The following is a 19,498-nucleotide window of genomic DNA, read 5'->3' on the forward strand; positions in this document are numbered from 1 at the left end:
CACTGATATTTTATTAAGCATGCAAGGTATGATTATTCATGTACTTTGCAAATATGACAGTTTTTGATAACTGACACTACAATAAGTCATTATATATTGTTTATCTTAGCAATCACTTATGACCAGTTAGTTATATTTCATAACAGTAATATCTAGATATGAGGTTTATAATAGGTCATCTATTAAACCCTAACTATTCGATATTTTCGCTTTAAAGTGAGCCTTTGGGCTCACTTTTTTGTTTTTAACACATTCTTTTTGATACGCAGGAGTCATTTATTTTGAGCTCAGATGGCATCATTGAAGTCCCTGGCATTATACTTTTGATAGCATGCCTGTTGCGTATTTTACAATATGTTATGAAAAGTCATGTCAAACAAATTAAGGCTTTTTGGCTGGCAGCCGTACTTATATTTGTCTCTGTCATTCGTCGAGAGCTGAATTATCTACCAGACTTACTGGTTCCAAGCGACTTTTCGATGCTTGGTCAATCTTATGACTGGTGGGAGGACAGCGTCCTTACCGTTATCTATCTCGTCGCGCTTGGTTTGCTAGTCTATTCGAGGCATTACCTATGGGCAATGCTAAAAAACGTGCCAGTTTCGCTCTATCTTAGCGTTACTGTACTGGCTATCATTCAATACATGGGTGAGAACGCTATTATGTTCCCGCATACATTTGGTGAAATTGTCGAAGAGCTGGCTGAGACTGCCATTTATGGTATTGCATTGACCTATTTATGGCGATTTAAACTGGCTGACTATGAGTCATGTCTGGTACAGAAGTTAAATTATAAGTTCGACCACGCCAATAATTAAAACTATAAGTTTGATTTCTTATGTAGCAATCTTGCTATCGTACAAAGACTTAGCAAAAATTTTATAAACAATTACGGCTGCTCATTTTGAGTAGTCGTTTTGCGTTCTAATCAACGTCTTACATTTTTTGAACATCCTGTCACACCTTACTACTAGTGAAAAGTTGATTAAGCGTACAAACTGAGAAGCATATTATCTACATTGCAATGAGCGATGCTCTGATAAACCAGTACGATATTTTTATTTCTAATGATGGCGACATCTAATAACTACAATAAGGAATTATTCATGGAAAACTCAAAAAATCCACTACCAGAAGAGATGGATCATATTGACGGTAATCGTCGTGATAACAATGACAGCGTCGATAACTCAGATAACAATAATCAGGATGAACAAGACAATCAATTGGTCGATTTGGACAATCCTATGCTGCATACCATCGACAACGATGATGTGATTGATAATAGCACGGGATTTAATAACTCAGAAGTCGGTAGTGATGCAACCCAAGGACTCACACCTGCGCATCGTCAAAATATCGATGAGTCACGGGTCGATGAGATTTTGGTTCAAGACAACCTCGATGACAGCGATTATCCAGATGCGATGGATATTGTTGATAGAGAAGCGGCCGAACGTAGCAACGATGATGATTTTTAGCACTTAACATAACTGTTAATACAATCTTTATTCATAAAAAAGCACGCTTGATATAGTTAAGCGTGCTTTTTTTATTCTACTATTCAACTTACCAAAATAGCGACTTTCGACTGTCTAAACCCAACCATCTAACGTGCCAGCCCAACCTTTTACCAAAGGCAGGCTCAACGCTTCAAGCAATTCAATATGTGTCTCATCAAGGTTTAATGCAGGGATATAATGATACTCTTGCCCGCCAGCATTAAGGAAGTTGTCACGGTTTTCAATGGCTAGCTCCTCTAGTGTTTCTAGACAGTCTGCTGAAAACGCCGGACTGATCACCTGTACCGAGCGCACACCTGACTTACCCCAATCTTCCAACACCACATCGGTATATGGCTTAACCCACTCTTGCTTACCAAAGCGTGACTGGAAACTAATAATCCATTCGTCATCGTTCAGGCCAAGTTCATGCGCCACTTGCGCAGCCGTACATTTACAGCGTTTAGGATAAGGATCACCTTTATCGGCATAAGGCTGCGGAATACCATGAAAACTAAACATCAATTTTTCGGGCTTGCCATGCTTCTCTTGAAAACGGCGAATAGAGTTGGCCAAAGCTTGAATATACAGCGGATGAGCAAAGTAGTCTTTGACAATCGTATAATTTGGCAAGTTGCGTTGCTTGAGCGTCCACTTCGTCAGCGCATCATATACGGCACCGCCTGAAGAGGCAGAGTACTGCGGAAACAACGGCAGAATGACAAAGTGATCAACCCCTTCACCACGTAGCGCGTCCATCACATCAGGCAAACCAGGATTACCATAGCTCATCGCAGGATGCACAGAGACACGAAATGGCGCCACACTATCAGCCAAACGTGGTTCTAATAGCTCAACTTGGCTTTTTAGTATCTTACGAATCGGTGAGTCACCTTCCCAGATACTCGCGTAAGCCTTTGCTACGCGTTTAGGACGACTTGGTAAGACAAATAGATTCAGAATAATAGCCCATAGAAATTTGGGAATCTCAATCACTCGTGGGTCTGACAAAAACTGTTTGAGGTAGCGACGTACGGCAGGGGCCGTTGGCTCATCTGGTGTACCAAGATTCACTAACAAAACGGCAATACGTGGGGGCAATTTAGGTTTCATAGCAGCACTTTATTAGCAGTAAGTTATTAAGGGTTAGGTCAAAGTAATAAGAAACGATACTGTTAAGACACAGTTGAATAGACACCTCATTAGTGTAGCATTTTATCTATTAATGACGCGGGCTAAAAGCGCACCTATACAATTTGATACGCAGTTGCTATTTATTGACTCTTGATTACTTGATGCTGGCGACGTATTCGTTATTCATTTATAGCGCATCCTCTATAAAAACTACGATCGATACGCTCGAAAGGCATGCTCGACGGTTGTACTCCAACGCGCATCACCATACAATAGGCAGGCCCAGTTTATAAAAACCGTGTAGGTAAAATAGCCTGTTAGCAACGTGCCATTTTGCTTTTATTTTATTGATGATTGTAGTCTTGCGAGGTAGCTTTGAACGCACGCTCTGATAATACCAGTGACCAGCATCCTAATTCACAACCTCACCCTAATGGCTCAGCCAATACCGACAATACTGTAGGGTCGGTGGGTGTCGTTACGCCTCAGAATTTTCATTTTGCTGAGCCCTTAACGTTAGAATGCAACCGTACCCTGCCCTCGTTTGACTTGATGGTAGAGACTTACGGTACGCTCAATAGCGACAAATCAAATGCAATTCTGATTTGCCACGCGTTGTCAGGCAATCATCATGCAGCTGGCTTCCATAGTGCTGATGACAAAAAAGCAGGCTGGTGGGACAATATGATTGGCCCTAATAAAGCGATTGATACCAATCAGTTCTATGTAGTATGTGTCAATAATATCGGCAGCTGTTTTGGTTCAACAGGGCCTACCACTATTAATCCAGATAGCGTTGGCTCGGATAGTGTTAGTTCGGACAGCCTTGATTCAGATAGCAGCCATGAGCCACAAGTGTATGGCCCTGATTTTCCGCTGATCACCATCAAAGACTGGGTAAAAACCCAAGCCATGCTCTCAGATCGTTTAGGCATCGACGTTTGGCACGCCATTGTCGGCGGCTCAATGGGCGGTATGCAAGCGCTACAATGGTCTGTTGATTATCCAGAGCGGTTAAAGCGCTGTGTGGTCATCGCCAGTACGCCAAAATTATCTGCTCAAAATATCGCTTTCAACGAAGTGGCGCGCCAATCTATATTATCCGATCCTGACTTCAAAGACGGACGCTATATACAAGAAGGCACTTATCCTCGTCGCGGACTGATATTGGCGCGTATGGTTGGCCATATTACCTATCTAACTGATGACGCGATGAAAGCCAAATTTGGCCGTGATTTAAAATCAGGTAAATTCATGTATGGCTACGATGTCGAGTTTCAGGTCGAAAGCTACCTACGCTATCAAGGCGAGCGCTTTAGTGAAAACTTCGATGCCAATACCTATCTGCTTATGACCAAAGCCTTAGATTACTTTGATCCGACGCGCGACTATCCAATACGCGACTACCCATCAACCGTAGCAAAAGATACTACAGAGTCGGCAGTGCAAATAGAAGACTCAATCGCGGCGTCAGTCGAATCTAGCAAAGCCAAGGCACAGAGTGAGTTAGAAGATGCGGTCACGACGATTGAAGATATTGAATCTGATCGTCAGCAAGAGCTTTCTGCGCTCAAAGCAGCCTTTGCTCATACACAATGCCAATATCTAGTCGTGTCATTTACCACTGATTGGCGCTTTGCACCTGAGCGCTCGCAAGAGATTGTCGATGCACTGATGGCCACTGGCAAACCAGTCAGCTATATCAATATTGACGCGCCGCACGGACATGACTCATTCTTGTTTGATATTCCTCGCTACATGGGTGCGGTTAAAGGGTTTTTGACTGCGCCATTTATTACCCCTAGCCGCCCAGCCACAGGAGAACGCTCATGAGAATGGATCACCAATTGGCAGAGCGCTGGATTGCGCCGCAAGCACATGTACTGGACTTAGGTTGTGGTAATGGCGAGCTGCTTGCCCACTTACAGCAGAAATTAGGCGTAACAGGTTACGGACTAGAGATTGATGAAGACAAAATTAATGAGGCAATTGGTAATGGCCTATCAATTGTCGAGCAGGATCTCAATGATGGTCTAGCGCGCTTTGCTGATAACAGCTTTGACACGGTTGTCATGGCACGTGCCCTACAAGCAGTAAAAGCACCTGATGAGTTGTTGCTTGATATGCTGAGAGTTGCCCGTGAAGCAGTCATTACCTTCCCTAACTTTGCGCATTGGCAAAACCGTATTCATTTAGGGCTAAAAGGTATGATGCCTGTTTCTGAAGCGCTGCCTTACGAATGGTACAACACACCAAATATTCACCTATGTACCTTCAAAGATTTTGAGCTGTTGTGTGCGCAGCATGATATTCATATTATTAATCGTTTTGCGGTTAGTGATTCTGAAAAAGGTCACACACCGCTAATGAAAGCGTTAATAAGACAAGCGCCTAACTTGTTAGCAGACGTCGCTATCTACCGAGTGACCAAGAAATAACCGTTAAATTATCAGCTGGCTTTATGTTTTATAGAATGTTAAACAGTGCTGTAAGTACTGATATTAACCTTAATAGATTGTTAACTTAATATAATTTTTTAGTAACTGCCTGATTTTGTTAAAGACAATCAGGTACAAACGTCTATGAGACCTTGTAATTAGTATTTGAGTTTCGTAAGTTTGGGTGTTAAGCTAGCAAAATATTGTCAGCCACCCCACTATTACGACCGTTTGTCTAATCAGTTAGGGTGAAATCTCTGATTTAGAGATGACAACCCCCTTTTGCTAATGATTAGGTAAGTTCATATCGCAAGATTCCACCTAATTGTTATCGCCGTCTGACTGTCTTTAGCGAGACAATGTTTAGCGGTACAATTTTTTTTTGCTTATTAACTGCCTAATTTTGGAGCTGCTATGAAATTATTAAAAGCTGCGTTGTTTACTGCATTATTTTCTTGTGCTGGTTTAGCCAATGCTGAGTTAATATCAAACGTACCGCTTGATACCTCACGTTTTGAGCTTATGCCTGTGAGCGAGTTGTCTAGTCGTGCCGCCCAAGGTAACGATCATGCTCAGTTCTATCTGGCCAAGCGTTTGCAAAAAGGTGAAGGTATTGCGCAAAATACCCAACAAGCAATCCAGTGGTACACCAAAGCCGCTCAGCAAGGTGTTGCCCCTGCTCAGTTGAATCTTGCCATCATGTATTTGCGCGGCGAAGGTGTACAGCCTAACTTACAACAAGCCCGTCTATGGTTAGAAAAAGCTGCGATGCGTGGCGATAACCGTGCTAGTTACACGCTTGCGCTATTAGATGAAAAGCAAAAAAATCTGGTCGATGCCTATAAATGGTATGACTTGGCTGCCCGTGATGGCATGCTAGATGAAAAAGTGCGTAACAAAGCACGCGGTAAGATTGGTCAGTTGGCATTGAACTTATCAAGTGATGATATCGCCAGTGCTCGTAGCAAAGCGGATACTTGGTTCCAGAGTAAATAGTATCTAGTAACATACGGTTTTAGTTTAAAAATGAAAATCCAGCCTTTGAGCTGGATTTTTTGTGTACGAAAGCAAAAAAGTTATATAAAGTGAAATCAGCTTAATCATATACGCCTAATAAACTTGTAGCCTCCTAAGTCGAAGGAATGTCATGCAAACAGTTACCTCAATAATAAACCCATACCTATTTGAAAAACAGTACGATGCTTTTATAAAGTTTGTGGAAGAAAAGTCAAATATAGCTTTTGTGTCTTTTGCTTCACATCCTTATACAGATCAACAAGAAGGATATAAGTATCAGATTTACAGAGTTGCTCGCAATAAGCTTTCATTTCATACATGGAAAAATTATGACATTGGAAGTGGGAAAATTATATTGGCAACCATTGAGGCCATTGAGTTTCCAGATAATAATTTAGTTCCATGGCAAAATCGCTATGGCGAACAAAATCGACCACATCAACCACTTTTTGAAGCAATTGGTAACCCTGTTAAGACAGAAGAAATTGAGAGCGTTTTATTTAACCTTTATCATTCATCAAATGACGAACAAATATTTGATGAGTTGATTAAAATTTTTGGAAGGAATTATTCTCTTTTAGCTTATCTTTATTTTATTAAAGATAACTCAAAATACTTACCTATCGCACCTACTTATTTTGATAGAGCATTCTCATTATTAGGAATAGAGTTCAAAACTAGTCAACGTTGTTCTTGGGAAAATTACTTTGTTTATTTGCAACTTATTAGCGCTATCAAAATAATGCTAATTGAAGAACTCAAAAATGAGGTTAGTTTGTTAGATGCTCATTCGTTTGCTTGGATGCTTTCTGCACAAATGGAAAGAGAAGATAAGCTTGCTGATGTTAGTGAGTATTTAAGTCGTAGTAGTACAGAAAGAGACTCAATTGTAAAATCACGTATTGGTCAAGGTCAGTTTAGACAAAGTCTTATCGAATATTGGTCTGCTTGTGCTGTCACTGGATGTAAGGAACTAAAACTATTAAGAGCATCTCATATCAAACCTTGGTCTGAATGCGGAGACATAGAACGTCTTAGCCTTTACAACGGCTTACTTCTATCACCAAATTTGGATGTGTGTTTTGATGCAGGTTTTATAAGTTTCGATGATTTAGGTCACATACTAATCTCAAATAAAATCAGTGCCAATGACCTTCAGGCCTTATCTATCAACAAAGAAATGAAACTATCAAATATTTCTTCTGAGCATAAGAAGTATTTACAATATCATAGGAAACATATTTATAAACAAAGCTGAAAACATCAAATCCTTTATAAAAAGCTCAGTATTTTACTGGGCTTTTTTGTTTCCTATGCAGCAAGCCAAGCAATACAAACTATTCAAAACCCTAGCAAAATTTGCTACACTACGCGCGCATTAACCAATTCCACAATTGAGATAATGTTATATACCTATCTATTTTTTTATTACCAACGCACTAGGTTTACGACCTAGCCAGCAGGAGAAAAACATGAGTACCACTCAAAGTAGCAATATCCAAGATAGCACCACTCACAGCCCTACTACAACTGACAATAAATCAGCCCCTGTATACGATAGTGTGACTAATAATATCGTCGTTGCTGCACTATATAAGTTCACACGCTTTGCTGATTTTGAACAGTATCGTGAGCCCATACTAAACACTATGCTCGATAACGATGTGAAAGGCACGTTGTTACTTGCGAGCGAAGGCATTAACGGTACGATTTCTGGTACGCGTCAAGGTATCGATACCGTACTTGACTACCTGCGTAGTATTGAGGCGATTGGTACGTTTACCTTTAAAGAATCCTATACTGACGCACAGCCTTTTTATCGCACTAAGGTGAAACTGAAAAAAGAAATCGTCACCATGGGTGTCGAGAATATCGACCCATTGGAATCCGTTGGTCGCTATGTAAAACCAAGCGAGTGGAATGCGTTGATCTCAGATCCTGAAGTCACCTTGATCGACACGCGTAACGACTATGAAGTGCAAATCGGCACCTTCCAAAATGCAGTCAACCCAAACACTGAAACGTTCCGCGAGTTTCCAGAATACGTCTCAAAAGAGCTCGATCCAACCAAGCATAAAAAAGTCGCAATGTTCTGTACAGGTGGTATCCGCTGCGAAAAATCTACTGCCTATTTACGTGAGCAAGGGTTTGAAGAGGTCTATCATTTAGAAGGCGGCATCCTAAAATACCTCGAAGAAGTCCCTGCCAGTGATTCTATGTGGCAAGGTGACTGCTTTGTTTTTGATAATCGAGTTTCGGTCAACCACAACTTAGAAAAAGGCAGCTACGAGCAGTGTTTTGCTTGCCGTATGCCGATCACTGTCGATGATATGCAAAGCCCTGCTTATATCAAAGGTGAATCATGCCCACACTGTATTGACAAAGCGACCGACGAGCAGAAAGCCCGTTTCCGTGAGCGCGAGCACCAAATGCAGTTAGCCAAAAAGCGTGGTGAAGCCCATATCGGTAGTGACGTGATGGATGTAATAGAAAAACGCAAAGCTGCTAAGACGGAAGCTCGTTTACAAGCAGAAGCTGCAAACAACGCTAAAGCCAACTAAACTTAGCATTAGTACAATAAAATAGAAGTGAAATAAAAAAGAGAGGCTCTAATCAATAGAGCCTCTCTTTTTTTATGATAAATCTTCAATGCGTATCAAAACTATTAGCACTGATATAGTTAATCCAATTTGAAAGCGGATTGACTATATTAGAATAAGATACGTACGCGGATAGTCTCTTCTACATCTTTTAATTGGTCTAGTGCAGCGGTCGAATCGTTATAATCGACATCCATCACTAGATAACCAACATCACCTTCTGTCATCAGGCTCTGCGCTAGGATGTTAATGCCAGCTTCAGCAAACAAGCGGTTAATCTGAGACAGTACGCCTGGCACGTTTTTATGAATGTGTAGTAGACGATGCGAGTTTTCTTTAAACGGAACAGATACTTCTGGGAAGTTCACAGCAGTCGCCGTATCACCTTGGTCAGAGTATCTAACAAACTTATCTGCTACTTCCAGTCCGATATTGGCCTGTGCTTCTTGGGTTGAACCACCGATATGCGGCGTCAAAATCACATTATCAAACTTACGTAGTGGTGACTCAAACTCTTCGTCAGCTGATTTTGGCTCTTTTGGGAACACATCGATAGCCGCGCCTAAGATTTTACCAGACTCAAGCGCATCTGCTAGATCGTCAATCTCGACGCACGTACCGCGAGCCGCATTGATAAAGTAGCTGCCTTCTTTCATCTGAGCGAACTGCTCAGCTTTCATCATATAGCGAGTGCTTGGTACATCAGGCACATGCAATGTCACGATATCAGCCGTTGATAGTAGCTCTTCTAGGCTACCAACTTGTACCGCGTTGCCTAGTGGCAATTTAGTCACAGCGTCGTGATAGATGACTTTCATACCGAAGCTTTCTGCCAAGACAGACAGCTGCGAGCCAATAGAACCATAACCGACGATACCGATAGTCTTGCCACGCACTTCGTGTGAGTTAGTCGCAGACTTACCCCAGCCGCCGCGATGTACGGTTGCATTCTTCTCAGGAATACCACGGTACAGCATAATGGCTTCTGCCAATACTAGCTCAGCTACCGAACGAGTGTTCGAGAATGGCGCGTTAAAGACAGGGATACCAAGATCACGAGCGGCGTCTAGATCTACTTGGTTGGTACCAATACAAAAGCAACCAATGCCGATAAGCTTGTGTGCGTGCTCAAGTACTTCACGCGTCAACTGAGTGCGCGAACGAATACCGATAAAGTGCGCATCTTTGATCTTTTCGATCAGCTCGTCTTGATCTAAAGCGTGACTGATATTCTCGATGTTGTGGTAACCAGCTCCTTCCAATACTTTTAGGGCATTGTCATGTAGACCTTCAAGCAATAAAAACCGGATTTTGTCTTTTTGTAGTGATAACGCCATATGAGAACTGTCCTATAATTGTTTTATAAGATTACCTGTTGGATAATCTATGATGGAGGAAACGAAAACAGTCCCGATATCTTACACAAAATTTGAAGTCGATGTTAGCAGATTAGATGAATTATTGGTTATCAAGCCTGAAAAATTTTTATGCTATAGTGAATTATTCTGTTTAAAACCGATCGAATCAATTATTTATTACTTACCTATTCTTATAGGTAAAAATTATCATCCACTTATTACCTCTACGAGCTGACTCATCACTGAATTTATAGTTATTTCGCTATATAATAAACAGTCCCAGCATCGTGCTTACGCTAATATTGAGATTTGACCATGACGCCAACTACCGCTCAGCCTACATCTGAAACCAATGCCGTGCAAACCATCTTGAGCACGCTTACTGATACCCATGATTTCGACCCTACCCAAATCAAAACCGATGCTGAGAGCTTAGAGCATTGGGGTAAAGACTGGACCAAACACTTTGCTCCTGCTGCTGCTGCCATCGTCTTTCCAAAGACCACCGAACAAGTACAGACTATCGTCCTGCTTGCCAATGAGCATAATGTTGTCCTGACGCCTAGTGGTGGTCGTACTGGTCTGTCTGCTGGTGCCGTCGCTGCTAACGGCGAAATCGTCGTTAGCATGGATAAAATGAACCAGATCGGACAGTTCTATCCTGCCGATCGCATGGTTGAAGTCGAAGCCGGTGTCGTCACCCAGCAGTTGCAAGAATTCGCTGAATCAAAAGACCTATACTACCCTGTCGACTTTGCCTCAGCAGGCTCTAGTCAGATAGGCGGCAACATCGGCACCAACGCAGGCGGCATCAAAGTCATTCGCTATGGCATGACCCGTCAATGGATTATGGGACTGACTGTTGTCACTGGTAAAGGTGATATCTTGCAGCTGAATCGCGGCATGGTAAAGAATGCCACCGGTTATGACCTACGCCAACTATTCATCGGTAGCGAAGGCACGCTTGGTCTTGTTACTCATGCGCAAATCAAACTTGAGCGTCAGCCACAAGACTTAAACGTCATGGTACTTGGTATGGATAGCTTTAACGATGTGATGAACGTACTCTCTGCTTTTCAAGCACAGATTGATTTAACAGCGTTTGAGTTCTTTGACGATGTAGCGATTGATAAGCTGATGGCACATGGTCAAGTACAAGAGCCCTTTGAATCACGTACCAAGTTTTATACGCTATTAGAGTTTGAAGCGCCTTATGAGCCGATTATGGACAAAGCCATGGCCATATTTGAGCATTGTATGGAGCAAGGTTGGGTTGTTGATGGTGTCATGAGCCAAAATCTCACACAGGCTGAAGAGCTGTGGAAACTACGTGAGTATATCTCAGAGACCATCTCAGTATTTACCCCTTATAAAAACGATGTGTCTGTACTAATAAGCCACGTACCGACCTTTATCGAAGAGATTGATCACATTGTCAGCAGTAACTACCCTGACTTTGAAGTCTGTTGGTTTGGTCATATCGGTGATGGTAATTTGCATCTGAATATTTTAAAACCTGAAAACATGAGCAAAGATGATTTCTTTGCTGAGTGTCAGGTCGTCAATAAATATGTGTTTGAGACAGTACAGAAGTATGGCGGTTCAGTATCTGCTGAGCATGGGGTTGGTATGACGAAGAAGCCGTACTTGCACTATAGCCGTAGCGAGACTGAGATTGATTATTTACGAGAAGTCAAAAAAGTATTCGATCCAAACAACATTATGAACCGTGGTAAGATTTTTGATATGTGATGAGCATGCTAAACGCTTATCCCAAAAAGAAGACGCTAACCCGAAAGGCTAGCGTCTTCTTTTGGATTTATAATTCGCAAAAACTACAATCTATAAATATAACAGTATCAATGCGACGACCAGTAATATGCTCAAGAACCCTTGGATAATCAGAAATGCCTGATGCGGTGCCGCGATATGGCGCACCATATTACCCAATGCATTATAAGTAATACCTGCCGCCTTAATATGAGGTGGACTATCAAAAGTTTTGATAATTTGCAAAAACTGTTCGGTCCGATCAGAGGACCAGCCGTGCGGCGCAAAGGGTAAAAACGGAGATAATTGTGCGGCCTGTTTTTTGGTCGCGGGTGACCATAACCAACGCTCCAAAAACAGCAAGCGCATACGCCAGTCGGCAAAGCTGCGATGATTGATGACTTGTAATAGCAATACTTCTACATTCTTATGGCGGCTATCGACGAAGATACGCTCTTGCAGATTAAATACGTCTGACTTTTTGCCTTCGATACATTGTAGGAAATGACCATTACCGTAGCATAGCGTGCCTGTGATGTTATGCTGCTGATTGTAGTTGCGTGCGTGGCCTTCTACTTCATCAAAGATAGAGGTGCTCAAGCGCGAGCCAAGAGTCAGCGTACTGACATAAACCAACTGAACCAAAGCGGAGTCATCTATGTCATCCCACTTCATGATTCTATTGGTATGATTTAAAGGCATAATAAAATAATCCTAAGAAGCCGATGAGATACGGCTAAACGAAACAAGCAACACAATACTATGCCTGAGTTGAACCAAAAAATTGACTCACAAAAACGTAGCAAATATTTACTACGTGAGACTGTTATTACCGTTACAGCTTGCTATGATAACAAGCAAAATAAAAGGTGCTGATAGATATTATTTAGATTCTATATTGAGATAATAAATAGCAAGACAGTCGCAGGTACAATGATAATGCAGAGTTAAGCGCTTATCGGTGCTCACAAACCCAATAGGTATAAAGTGGTATAGAATGCGGCGTTCGCTATCCTTTAGTCTTCTATGTTAGTTAAAAACAGTACTAAATATAATGAGCAAAACGGCTTAAGATATCAACATAACCTATTGTAAATACGGCAATAAATTATTGTAACGACAATATCTTCCTATTGGAATGTTTTTATTACTTTTTTGCACAAAAATCGGCACACCAATGTGCTATGACCCCATTATTTGATCACACTACATTCAATAGCTATTTAAAACAGGAAACTTATGAGCAAGATGGAAAAACTAGATGATTTTCACCTCACGATTGCTGAGATTAAGAAAAAAGATTATCCACAATTAAAAGCATTGATGGATCGTGTCTATGTAAACTTGGGTGGCGCATGGTCAAAGACAACCATTCATACTTTGATTGATGCTTTCCCGGAAGGCCAGATTGCCTTGTTTGATCATGATCAGCTGATTGGTATCGTGCTCTCTATGCGCGTTGACTATGCCAAGTTTTCAAATCCACATACCTATGATGATTTGATTGGGCAAAAAGAAATCATTAGAGACAATCCAGAAGGTGATGCCATTTATGGTTTAGATGCACTCATCGACCCTGATTATCGCGGCTACCGTCTCGGTCGTCGTCTTTATGATGCACGCAAGGAGTTATGCCGACAGTTGAATTTCCGCGCTATCTTAGCTGGCGGGCGTATACCTAACTATCATAATCACAAGGATCTGACTCCAGGCGAATATATTGATGCCGTTGAAAGCCGTGAAATTCACGATTCAGCTTTGTCGTTCCAGCTGTCTAATGGCTTTATCGTTAAACGTATTTTGACTGCTTATCTGCCAGATGATAAGCAGTCAAAGGGCTTTGCTACCTTGCTTGAGTGGGCAAATATTTATTATGAGCCTAAAGACTATAAGCCTAATACTCGCAAGTCTGAGGTTCGTATTGGTGGTATTCAGTGGCAGATGCGTGAAGTCGAATCACCTGAAGAATTACTGCAACAGGTTGAGTTCTTTGTCGACATCATGGCTGACTACAACTCAGACTTTGCTTGCTTACCTGAATTCTTCAATGCGCCATTGATGGGTTTATGCGAAGAAACCGATCAAAATATTGCCATTCGATTTTTGGCGGGTTATACCGAGTGGTTCAAAAATGAAATCTCGCATTTAGCGGTCAGTTATAACGTCAACGTCATTACCGGTTCGATGCCATTACTAGACGAAGACGATACCTTATACAACGTCAGCTATCTGTGCCGCCGCGATGGTACGGTTGAAGAGCAACGCAAAATTCATATTACTCCGCATGAGCGCAGTGCTTGGGTAATCGAAGGTGGCGATGAAGTCAAAGTATTCGACACTGATGCGGGTCGTATTGGCATCTTGGTCTGCTACGATGTTGAGTTCCCTGAGCTTGCACGTTTGATGGCACTTGACGACATGGATATCTTGTTTGTGCCCTTCTGGACTGATACCAAAAACGGATATCTACGTGTCCGTCACTGTGCGCAAGCCCGCGCTATCGAAAACGAATGCTATGTGATGATTTGCGGTTCAGTGGGTAACCTACCGCAAGTTGAGAGTTTGGATATTCAGTACGCTCAGTCGTCGATTTTTTCACCGTCAGACTTTGCGTTCCCGCATGATGCGATTATGGCAGAGACCACTGCCAACACGGAGATGGTATTTTTCTCTGATGTAAACTTAGACAAGCTGACTCACGTTCGTCATGAAGGCTCAGTACATAACTTAATCGACCGCCGTGATGATTTGTTCAGCTTAAAGTGGAAGCGCAAGGCCAAAGTTCCAGCGAGCAAGTTAAGTGATGAGCAGCGCCGTGAAAATTCAGGTAGCGTACTGATTGGCGATCCATTACAAAACCGAGCACAAAAGCCATAATAGGTTGACGTCGTACACTTATAGTAGACTTTATAAATAACACGGCTGATTTTCAGCCGTTTATTTTTATCTACTGTCGACTCTTTGTGCAATGATCATATAGGCAATCACGATAAGATAAGCAGTGACGATGAGCCATTATTTGAGAACAACTGAAAATAACTGAAAACAATATGCAAACTAAAAAGCGGATGTCATGACGACTGATATTGAGCAAACAGAAGTAAAGCCAAAGAAGCAGCCGAAGCAAAAGCTAGTTTCGGTACTTAAAACGATAATGTTATATGGTCTCATGTTTGTCGTGATCTATAGCGTGGTCAATTGGTGGCGACAGCCTATCATGCCTGCCAATCCTCAGTTGCAACTGACCGACTATCAAGGGCAAACTATTGATCTAGCAGCGATGAGTCACGAGCGGCCTACACTGGTATATTTTTGGGGTACGTGGTGTTCAGTCTGTAGTTTTACTTCGCCCCCCATCAATAAACTAGCTGCAGATAATTATCCCGTTGTCACTGTTGCCGTACAGTCAGGCTCAAACCAAGAGTTACGCGGCTACCTCGATCAGCATCAGTTTGACTTCACCACCATAAATGATCAACAAGGCAATATCTTTGCGGATTGGCAAGGACAAGTCACACCGTCTTATGTGGTATTAGAGAATGGCGAGATGACACAAGGGCTAACAGGGATTCAGCCATTATGGTCATTGAAACTGCGCTTGTGGTTAGCATCTGTTTTTTAGCACTTGAGCCGTACTGTATATTTCAATAAATCATTATTTAAAGTGCTTATAGTTACGTCCGTGCTAAGGATATACGACGTAGATAAACGATTGATATTGGACAAAATTGGGCTGACCTCGCACAGCTCTTTTTACCCTACCCTTTTTGTCATATAATAGCTGCCGATCTAAATCTTTTTTTGAATTATTTTTACTAGCATATTTTATGTTGCAATCGTCTCGTTACCATTTATTATTGACGTAACTATTTACCGACTAATGAGCGACAATGGGTATTTATTGACATGATGGTTGATAAACCGACTATGATGAGCAATATACCTACTATTAGTAATTAAGCATTATCAATACCGCGTGACCCTCAGTACTATATTGAACTACATTGAACATCGAGCCTTGTATCCGGTTTTGAACCGACACACAAACCTACCTTTTAAAAAGATACCTTCTATGACTGATAAAAGCACTGACACACCAAGCCAAGATTACAAAGACACGCTGAACCTTGCGGATACGCCATTTGCGATGCGCGCAAACCTTGCCAAACGCGAGCCAGATTGGTTGGCTGCTTGGGAAGCGGATGACGTCTACGGTAAAATTCGTCAGGCGCGTGCTGGTGCAACCAAATATATTTTGCACGATGGCCCTCCATACGCCAACGGTCAGATTCACTTGGGTCATGCGGTCAATAAAGTACTAAAAGACATTATTGTAAAATCAAAAACCTTATCAGGATTTGATGCGCCTTATGTCCCTGGTTGGGATTGTCATGGTCTGCCAATCGAACAAAAAGTCGAAGCCAAGGTTGGTAAAGTTGGTCAAAAAGTGTCTGCTACCGAATTCCGTGGTCTATGCCGCGAATATGCGAGCACTCAGATTGAATTGCAAAAAGCAGACTTCAAGCGTCTAGGTGTGTTTGGTGATTGGGACAATCCTTATTTGACCATGAACTTCCATCAAGAAGCCAACATCGTACGTGCGCTTGCCAAAATATATGACAATGGTCATGTGACTCGCGGTATGAAGCCGGTCAACTGGTGCTTGGACTGTAGCTCTGCCCTAGCAGAAGCAGAAGTAGAATATCAAGACAAAGTCTCTGACGCGATCTATGTCAGTTTTGATGTACTTGGTACAGATAAAGTAGCTGCATTGGCTGAAATAGCGGGCAATATCGCTGCTGTTATTTGGACCACCACGCCATGGACACTACCTGCCAACCAAGCTATCTCAGTACATCCTGAGCATAACTATAGCGTGGTCGCTACTAAAAAAGGCAATCTGTTACTCGCAGCGGATCTTGTCGAAACTGCGTTAAGTGAGCTAAAACTAGAAAATAACGGCATCCTAGCAACTGTATCAGGCAGCGAGCTTGAAGGCCTACATGCCCAGCATCCACTAATTGCAGACCGTCAAGTGCCGCTCATCTTGGGCGATCATGTAACTACTGATAGTGGTACTGGTCTGGTACATACTGCACCTGGTCACGGTTTAGACGATTATATCGTTGGTCTAAAATACAACTTACCAGTGGAAAACCCAGTAAGCGGTACGGGCGTTTATTTAGATAGCGCTGCTGTATTTGCAGGCGAGCACATTTATAAAGCAAATCCAAAAATTATCGCTGCCCTACATGACAATGGCCATCTAATCAGTCATACCAAAATTGAGCACAGCTATCCGCATTGCTGGCGTCATAAGTCGCCAATTATTTTCCGTGCTACGCCTCAGTGGTTTATCAACATGGAAGCCAAAGGCTTACGTGCTCGCGCGCTTGCTGATATCCCTACAGTCAACTGGACCCCAGCGTGGGGACAAAACCGTATCGAATCAATGATGACGGGTCGTCCTGATTGGTGTATCTCACGTCAGCGTACATGGGGCGTGCCGATTACTTTCTTTACGCATAAAGAAACAGGCGAGCTGCATCCAAACACCCTTGAGCTGATGGAAACTGCGGCGCAAAAAATCAATGAAGGCGGCGTAGAAGCGTGGTTTGATGCTAGCTGTGAAGATTTCTTAGGCAGTGAAGCCGCTGACTATGACAAAGCAACTGATACGTTAGACGTTTGGTTTGACTCAGGCACCACGCATTTTGCAGTACTTGATCAACGTGATGAATTGACCAATCCAGCTGATATGTATCTAGAAGGCTCTGACCAACATCGCGGCTGGTTCCAGACGTCACTACTAACGTCAGAAGCAATGTATGAGCGCCCACCGTTTAAGCAAGTATTGACCCATGGTTTCGTGGTCGATGAAAACGGTCGCAAGATGAGTAAGTCACTGGGCAACATCATCACCCCACAAGAAGAAATCAATAAGACAGGCGCGGATATGCTGCGTCTGTGGATTGCCTCAAGTGACTATCGTTATGAGATGAGCGCGGGTAAGACGGTCTTTAAAGGTGCGATCGATATGTATCGCCGTATCCGTAATACCTTACGTTTCTTGCTTGCCAATACCGATGACTTCAATCCAGCGACCGACAGCATTGATATCAATGAATTGGTTAGCCTTGATAAATTCATCATTGAGCGCGCACAAACCGTACAAGCGCAAATCATTAGCGCTTACGATGCAATGGACTTCCACCAAGTCACTCAGCACGTGACGGCGTTTTGCTCACAAGACTTGGGTAGCTTCTATCTAGATATTATCAAAGATCGCCAGTACACCACGCAGGCAGATGGACAGCCTCGTCGCTCTGCGCAGACGGCTATCTACCATATCACTCATGCGCTGATTCGCTGGATTACCCCAATCCTATCATTCACGGCGCAAGAGGCTTGGGAAGTACTGAACCAACGTGATGCGGATAAAGGTGGCTATGTATTTACTCAAGAATGGTATGAGTTCCCAGCGTTTGAGCTAAGTGCTATCAGCAACGATGACTGGCAGCGTATTATGTTCGCCAAAGACATGGTGAACAAACATATCGAGACTGCACGTGGCGAAAAAATCATCAATGCCAACTTGTCTGCCGACGTGAGTCTATACGCTGACGGTGCTATGCATGAAAGCCTAGCTAAGCTTGATGAAGAGCTTCGTTTTGTGTTAATTACTAGTAACGCTGCACTAAAGCCAATGAGCGAAGCGCCTGCTGATAGCATCACACAGACAGCAGAAGCGCCCGATACCAATACCGAAGAGGCTGTAGATTTAGTGGTCCAAGTAAGCGCGGCTACTGGTACTAAGTGCGTACGCTGCTGGCACATCCGTGATGACATCGGTACAGATAGCGCCCATCCTGAGCTATGCGCGCGCTGCGTAACCAATGTCAGTGGCGATGGCGAGGTACGTCACTATGCCTAACCCAACAGACTCACCTGAAAGCCAGCATGACCAGCAGCCGCAAGTTGAGGTTGACCATTCACCTAAGCCTGCTCATGCAACCACAGGTAGCTCAACCACGCCTAGAAGTCGCCTGACCAAGACCCCAAAAATGTTGGCCAATGGTAGTCGTGCATTTATGTGGTATGCGCTGGCGCTGGTTATCATTATCATTGATCAGTGGACCAAATGGCTGGCAGAAACCAAACTGACCTTTCATGATCCAGTGTCGGTGATTGAGCCATTTCTCAATTGGACATTGGCTTATAACTACGGCGCGGCATTTAGCTTTTTGGCAGATGCTGGCGGTTGGCAGAAGTGGTTTTTTTCAGGACTGGCACTCGTCATGTCGCTGTTTCTAATCATTTATCTGATTAAAGCACCTCGCAAAGCCATGCTGTTATCTTTCGGCCTAGCCTTAGTATTGGGCGGTGCAGTTGGTAATTTAATCGACCGCTTATTACATGGTCATGTGATTGATTTTATCCATGTGCATTATGCTGATGTCTGGCATTATCCGATTTTTAATATCGCGGATATTGGTATTTCTATCGGTGTATTATTGATTGTCATCGATATGCTGTTTTTGGAAAAAAAGCGTGAAGCTAGATAGTAGTATCTAAACTAAAATATGCCATCATAAAAAAGTCCCACTATAGCTATCTATAGTGGGACTTTTGATTTATCTATATTATAAAGTACCAAGATCACTCTCATTATTTATGAT

At 42.7% G+C, this 19,498-nt stretch carries 14 protein-coding genes and 1 pseudogene; 12 read left to right on the top strand and 3 right to left on the bottom strand.

All coding sequences use genetic code 11. The annotated features are described in order from the left end of the window. The first annotated feature begins 359 nt into the window (after positions 1-359). Together I3249_RS09580 and I3249_RS09585 are read left to right on the top strand one after the other, a co-directional pair. Positions 360-818 carry a hypothetical protein gene (locus I3249_RS09580; RefSeq protein ID WP_238069770.1) on the top strand — a complete coding sequence of 153 codons (459 nt, stop codon included), beginning with the start codon at positions 360-362 and terminating at the stop codon, positions 816-818. 288 nt (positions 819-1,106) lie between these two features. Continuing rightward, positions 1,107-1,481, top strand: a complete 375-nt coding sequence (locus I3249_RS09585) for a hypothetical protein (RefSeq protein ID WP_238069771.1) — start codon at positions 1,107-1,109, stop codon at positions 1,479-1,481. A gap of 114 nt (positions 1,482-1,595) precedes the next feature. Here the strand turns inward: I3249_RS09585 and hemH are convergent, their stop codons facing one another. After that, positions 1,596-2,615 (bottom strand): ferrochelatase, encoded by a 1,020-nt coding sequence (gene hemH / locus I3249_RS09590; RefSeq protein ID WP_238069773.1) that lies wholly within the window; start codon positions 2,613-2,615, stop codon positions 1,596-1,598. A gap of 489 nt (positions 2,616-3,104) precedes the next feature. On the opposite strand from hemH, the pseudogene I3249_RS09595 reads away from it, so the two are divergent. From I3249_RS09595 to I3249_RS09615, 5 genes and pseudogenes are all read left to right on the top strand, one after another. Then, positions 3,105-4,433 (top strand): annotated as a pseudogene (locus I3249_RS09595) (homoserine O-acetyltransferase); the annotation flags it as partial. A gap of 32 nt (positions 4,434-4,465) precedes the next feature. Further along, positions 4,466-5,074, top strand: a complete 609-nt coding sequence (metW, locus tag I3249_RS09600; RefSeq protein ID WP_057758464.1) for a methionine biosynthesis protein MetW — start codon at positions 4,466-4,468, stop codon at positions 5,072-5,074. 414 nt (positions 5,075-5,488) lie between these two features. Then, the gene (locus I3249_RS09605; protein WP_057758462.1) at positions 5,489-6,070 is read left to right on the top strand and encodes a tetratricopeptide repeat protein; all 582 of its coding nucleotides are present in this window, start codon (positions 5,489-5,491) and stop codon (positions 6,068-6,070) included. Positions 6,071-6,221: 151 nt separating this feature from the next. Further along, positions 6,222-7,349, top strand: a complete 1,128-nt coding sequence (locus I3249_RS09610; protein ID WP_238069775.1) for an HNH endonuclease — start codon at positions 6,222-6,224, stop codon at positions 7,347-7,349. A gap of 304 nt (positions 7,350-7,653) precedes the next feature. Next, a complete protein-coding gene (locus I3249_RS09615) occupies positions 7,654-8,652 on the top strand; it encodes a rhodanese-related sulfurtransferase (protein WP_346268583.1) in 999 nt (332 codons plus the stop codon). 149 nt (positions 8,653-8,801) lie between these two features. Here the strand turns inward: I3249_RS09615 and serA are convergent, their stop codons facing one another. Next, the gene (gene serA, locus I3249_RS09620) at positions 8,802-10,028 is read right to left on the bottom strand and encodes a phosphoglycerate dehydrogenase (RefSeq protein WP_238069779.1); all 1,227 of its coding nucleotides are present in this window, start codon (positions 10,026-10,028) and stop codon (positions 8,802-8,804) included. 336 nt (positions 10,029-10,364) lie between these two features. On the opposite strand from serA, the gene I3249_RS09625 reads away from it, so the two are divergent. Beyond that, entirely contained in the window at positions 10,365-11,801 is a 1,437-nt protein-coding gene (locus I3249_RS09625) for an FAD-binding oxidoreductase (protein WP_238069781.1), read from the top strand. A 90-nt stretch (positions 11,802-11,891) separates the two neighbouring features. Here I3249_RS09625 and I3249_RS09630 read toward each other — a convergent pair whose 3' ends face one another. After that, on the bottom strand, positions 11,892-12,521 hold the full coding sequence (locus I3249_RS09630; protein WP_238051653.1) for a BLUF domain-containing protein: 630 nt from the start codon (positions 12,519-12,521) through the stop codon (positions 11,892-11,894). A 537-nt stretch (positions 12,522-13,058) separates the two neighbouring features. Here I3249_RS09630 and I3249_RS09635 point away from each other — a divergent pair. The 4 genes from I3249_RS09635 (at position 13,059) to lspA (ending at position 19,384) form a co-directional block, all read left to right on the top strand. Further along, positions 13,059-14,696 (top strand): carbon-nitrogen hydrolase family protein, encoded by a 1,638-nt coding sequence (locus tag I3249_RS09635; protein WP_102094613.1) that lies wholly within the window; start codon positions 13,059-13,061, stop codon positions 14,694-14,696. A 196-nt stretch (positions 14,697-14,892) separates the two neighbouring features. Beyond that, positions 14,893-15,441 carry a protein disulfide oxidoreductase gene (locus I3249_RS09640; protein ID WP_238069782.1) on the top strand — a complete coding sequence of 183 codons (549 nt, stop codon included), beginning with the start codon at positions 14,893-14,895 and terminating at the stop codon, positions 15,439-15,441. Between the two features lie 450 nt (positions 15,442-15,891). Continuing rightward, positions 15,892-18,753 (top strand): isoleucine--tRNA ligase, encoded by a 2,862-nt coding sequence (gene ileS / locus I3249_RS09645; RefSeq protein WP_238069783.1) that lies wholly within the window; start codon positions 15,892-15,894, stop codon positions 18,751-18,753. Further along, the gene (lspA, locus tag I3249_RS09650; protein WP_238069784.1) at positions 18,746-19,384 is read left to right on the top strand and encodes a signal peptidase II; all 639 of its coding nucleotides are present in this window, start codon (positions 18,746-18,748) and stop codon (positions 19,382-19,384) included. The genes ileS and lspA overlap by 8 nt, the downstream gene beginning before the upstream one ends. Positions 19,385-19,498: the final 114 nt, after the last annotated feature.

It is taken from the genome of Psychrobacter sp. Ps1, assembly GCF_022129425.1.
Lineage (GTDB): Bacteria > Pseudomonadota > Gammaproteobacteria > Pseudomonadales > Moraxellaceae > Psychrobacter.

Bases quoted from the DNA above. Each gene is read 5' to 3' on its own strand.
- I3249_RS09630 (WP_238051653.1), bottom strand. From the start codon at position 12,521: ATGCCTTTAAATCATACCAATAGAATCATGAAGTGGGATGACATAGAT.
- hemH (WP_238069773.1), bottom strand. From the start codon at position 2,615: ATGAAACCTAAATTGCCCCCACGTATTGCCGTTTTGTTAGTGAATCTT.
- I3249_RS09625 (WP_238069781.1), top strand. From the start codon at position 10,365: ATGACGCCAACTACCGCTCAGCCTACATCTGAAACCAATGCCGTGCAA.
- ileS (WP_238069783.1), top strand. From the start codon at position 15,892: ATGACTGATAAAAGCACTGACACACCAAGCCAAGATTACAAAGACACG.
- I3249_RS09580 (WP_238069770.1), top strand. From the start codon at position 360: ATGAAAAGTCATGTCAAACAAATTAAGGCTTTTTGGCTGGCAGCCGTA.
- metW (WP_057758464.1), top strand. From the start codon at position 4,466: ATGAGAATGGATCACCAATTGGCAGAGCGCTGGATTGCGCCGCAAGCA.
- lspA (WP_238069784.1), top strand. From the start codon at position 18,746: ATGCCTAACCCAACAGACTCACCTGAAAGCCAGCATGACCAGCAGCCG.
- I3249_RS09610 (WP_238069775.1), top strand. From the start codon at position 6,222: ATGCAAACAGTTACCTCAATAATAAACCCATACCTATTTGAAAAACAG.
- serA (WP_238069779.1), bottom strand. From the start codon at position 10,028: ATGGCGTTATCACTACAAAAAGACAAAATCCGGTTTTTATTGCTTGAA.
- I3249_RS09635 (WP_102094613.1), top strand. From the start codon at position 13,059: ATGAGCAAGATGGAAAAACTAGATGATTTTCACCTCACGATTGCTGAG.
- I3249_RS09585 (WP_238069771.1), top strand. From the start codon at position 1,107: ATGGAAAACTCAAAAAATCCACTACCAGAAGAGATGGATCATATTGAC.
- I3249_RS09605 (WP_057758462.1), top strand. From the start codon at position 5,489: ATGAAATTATTAAAAGCTGCGTTGTTTACTGCATTATTTTCTTGTGCT.
- I3249_RS09640 (WP_238069782.1), top strand. From the start codon at position 14,893: ATGACGACTGATATTGAGCAAACAGAAGTAAAGCCAAAGAAGCAGCCG.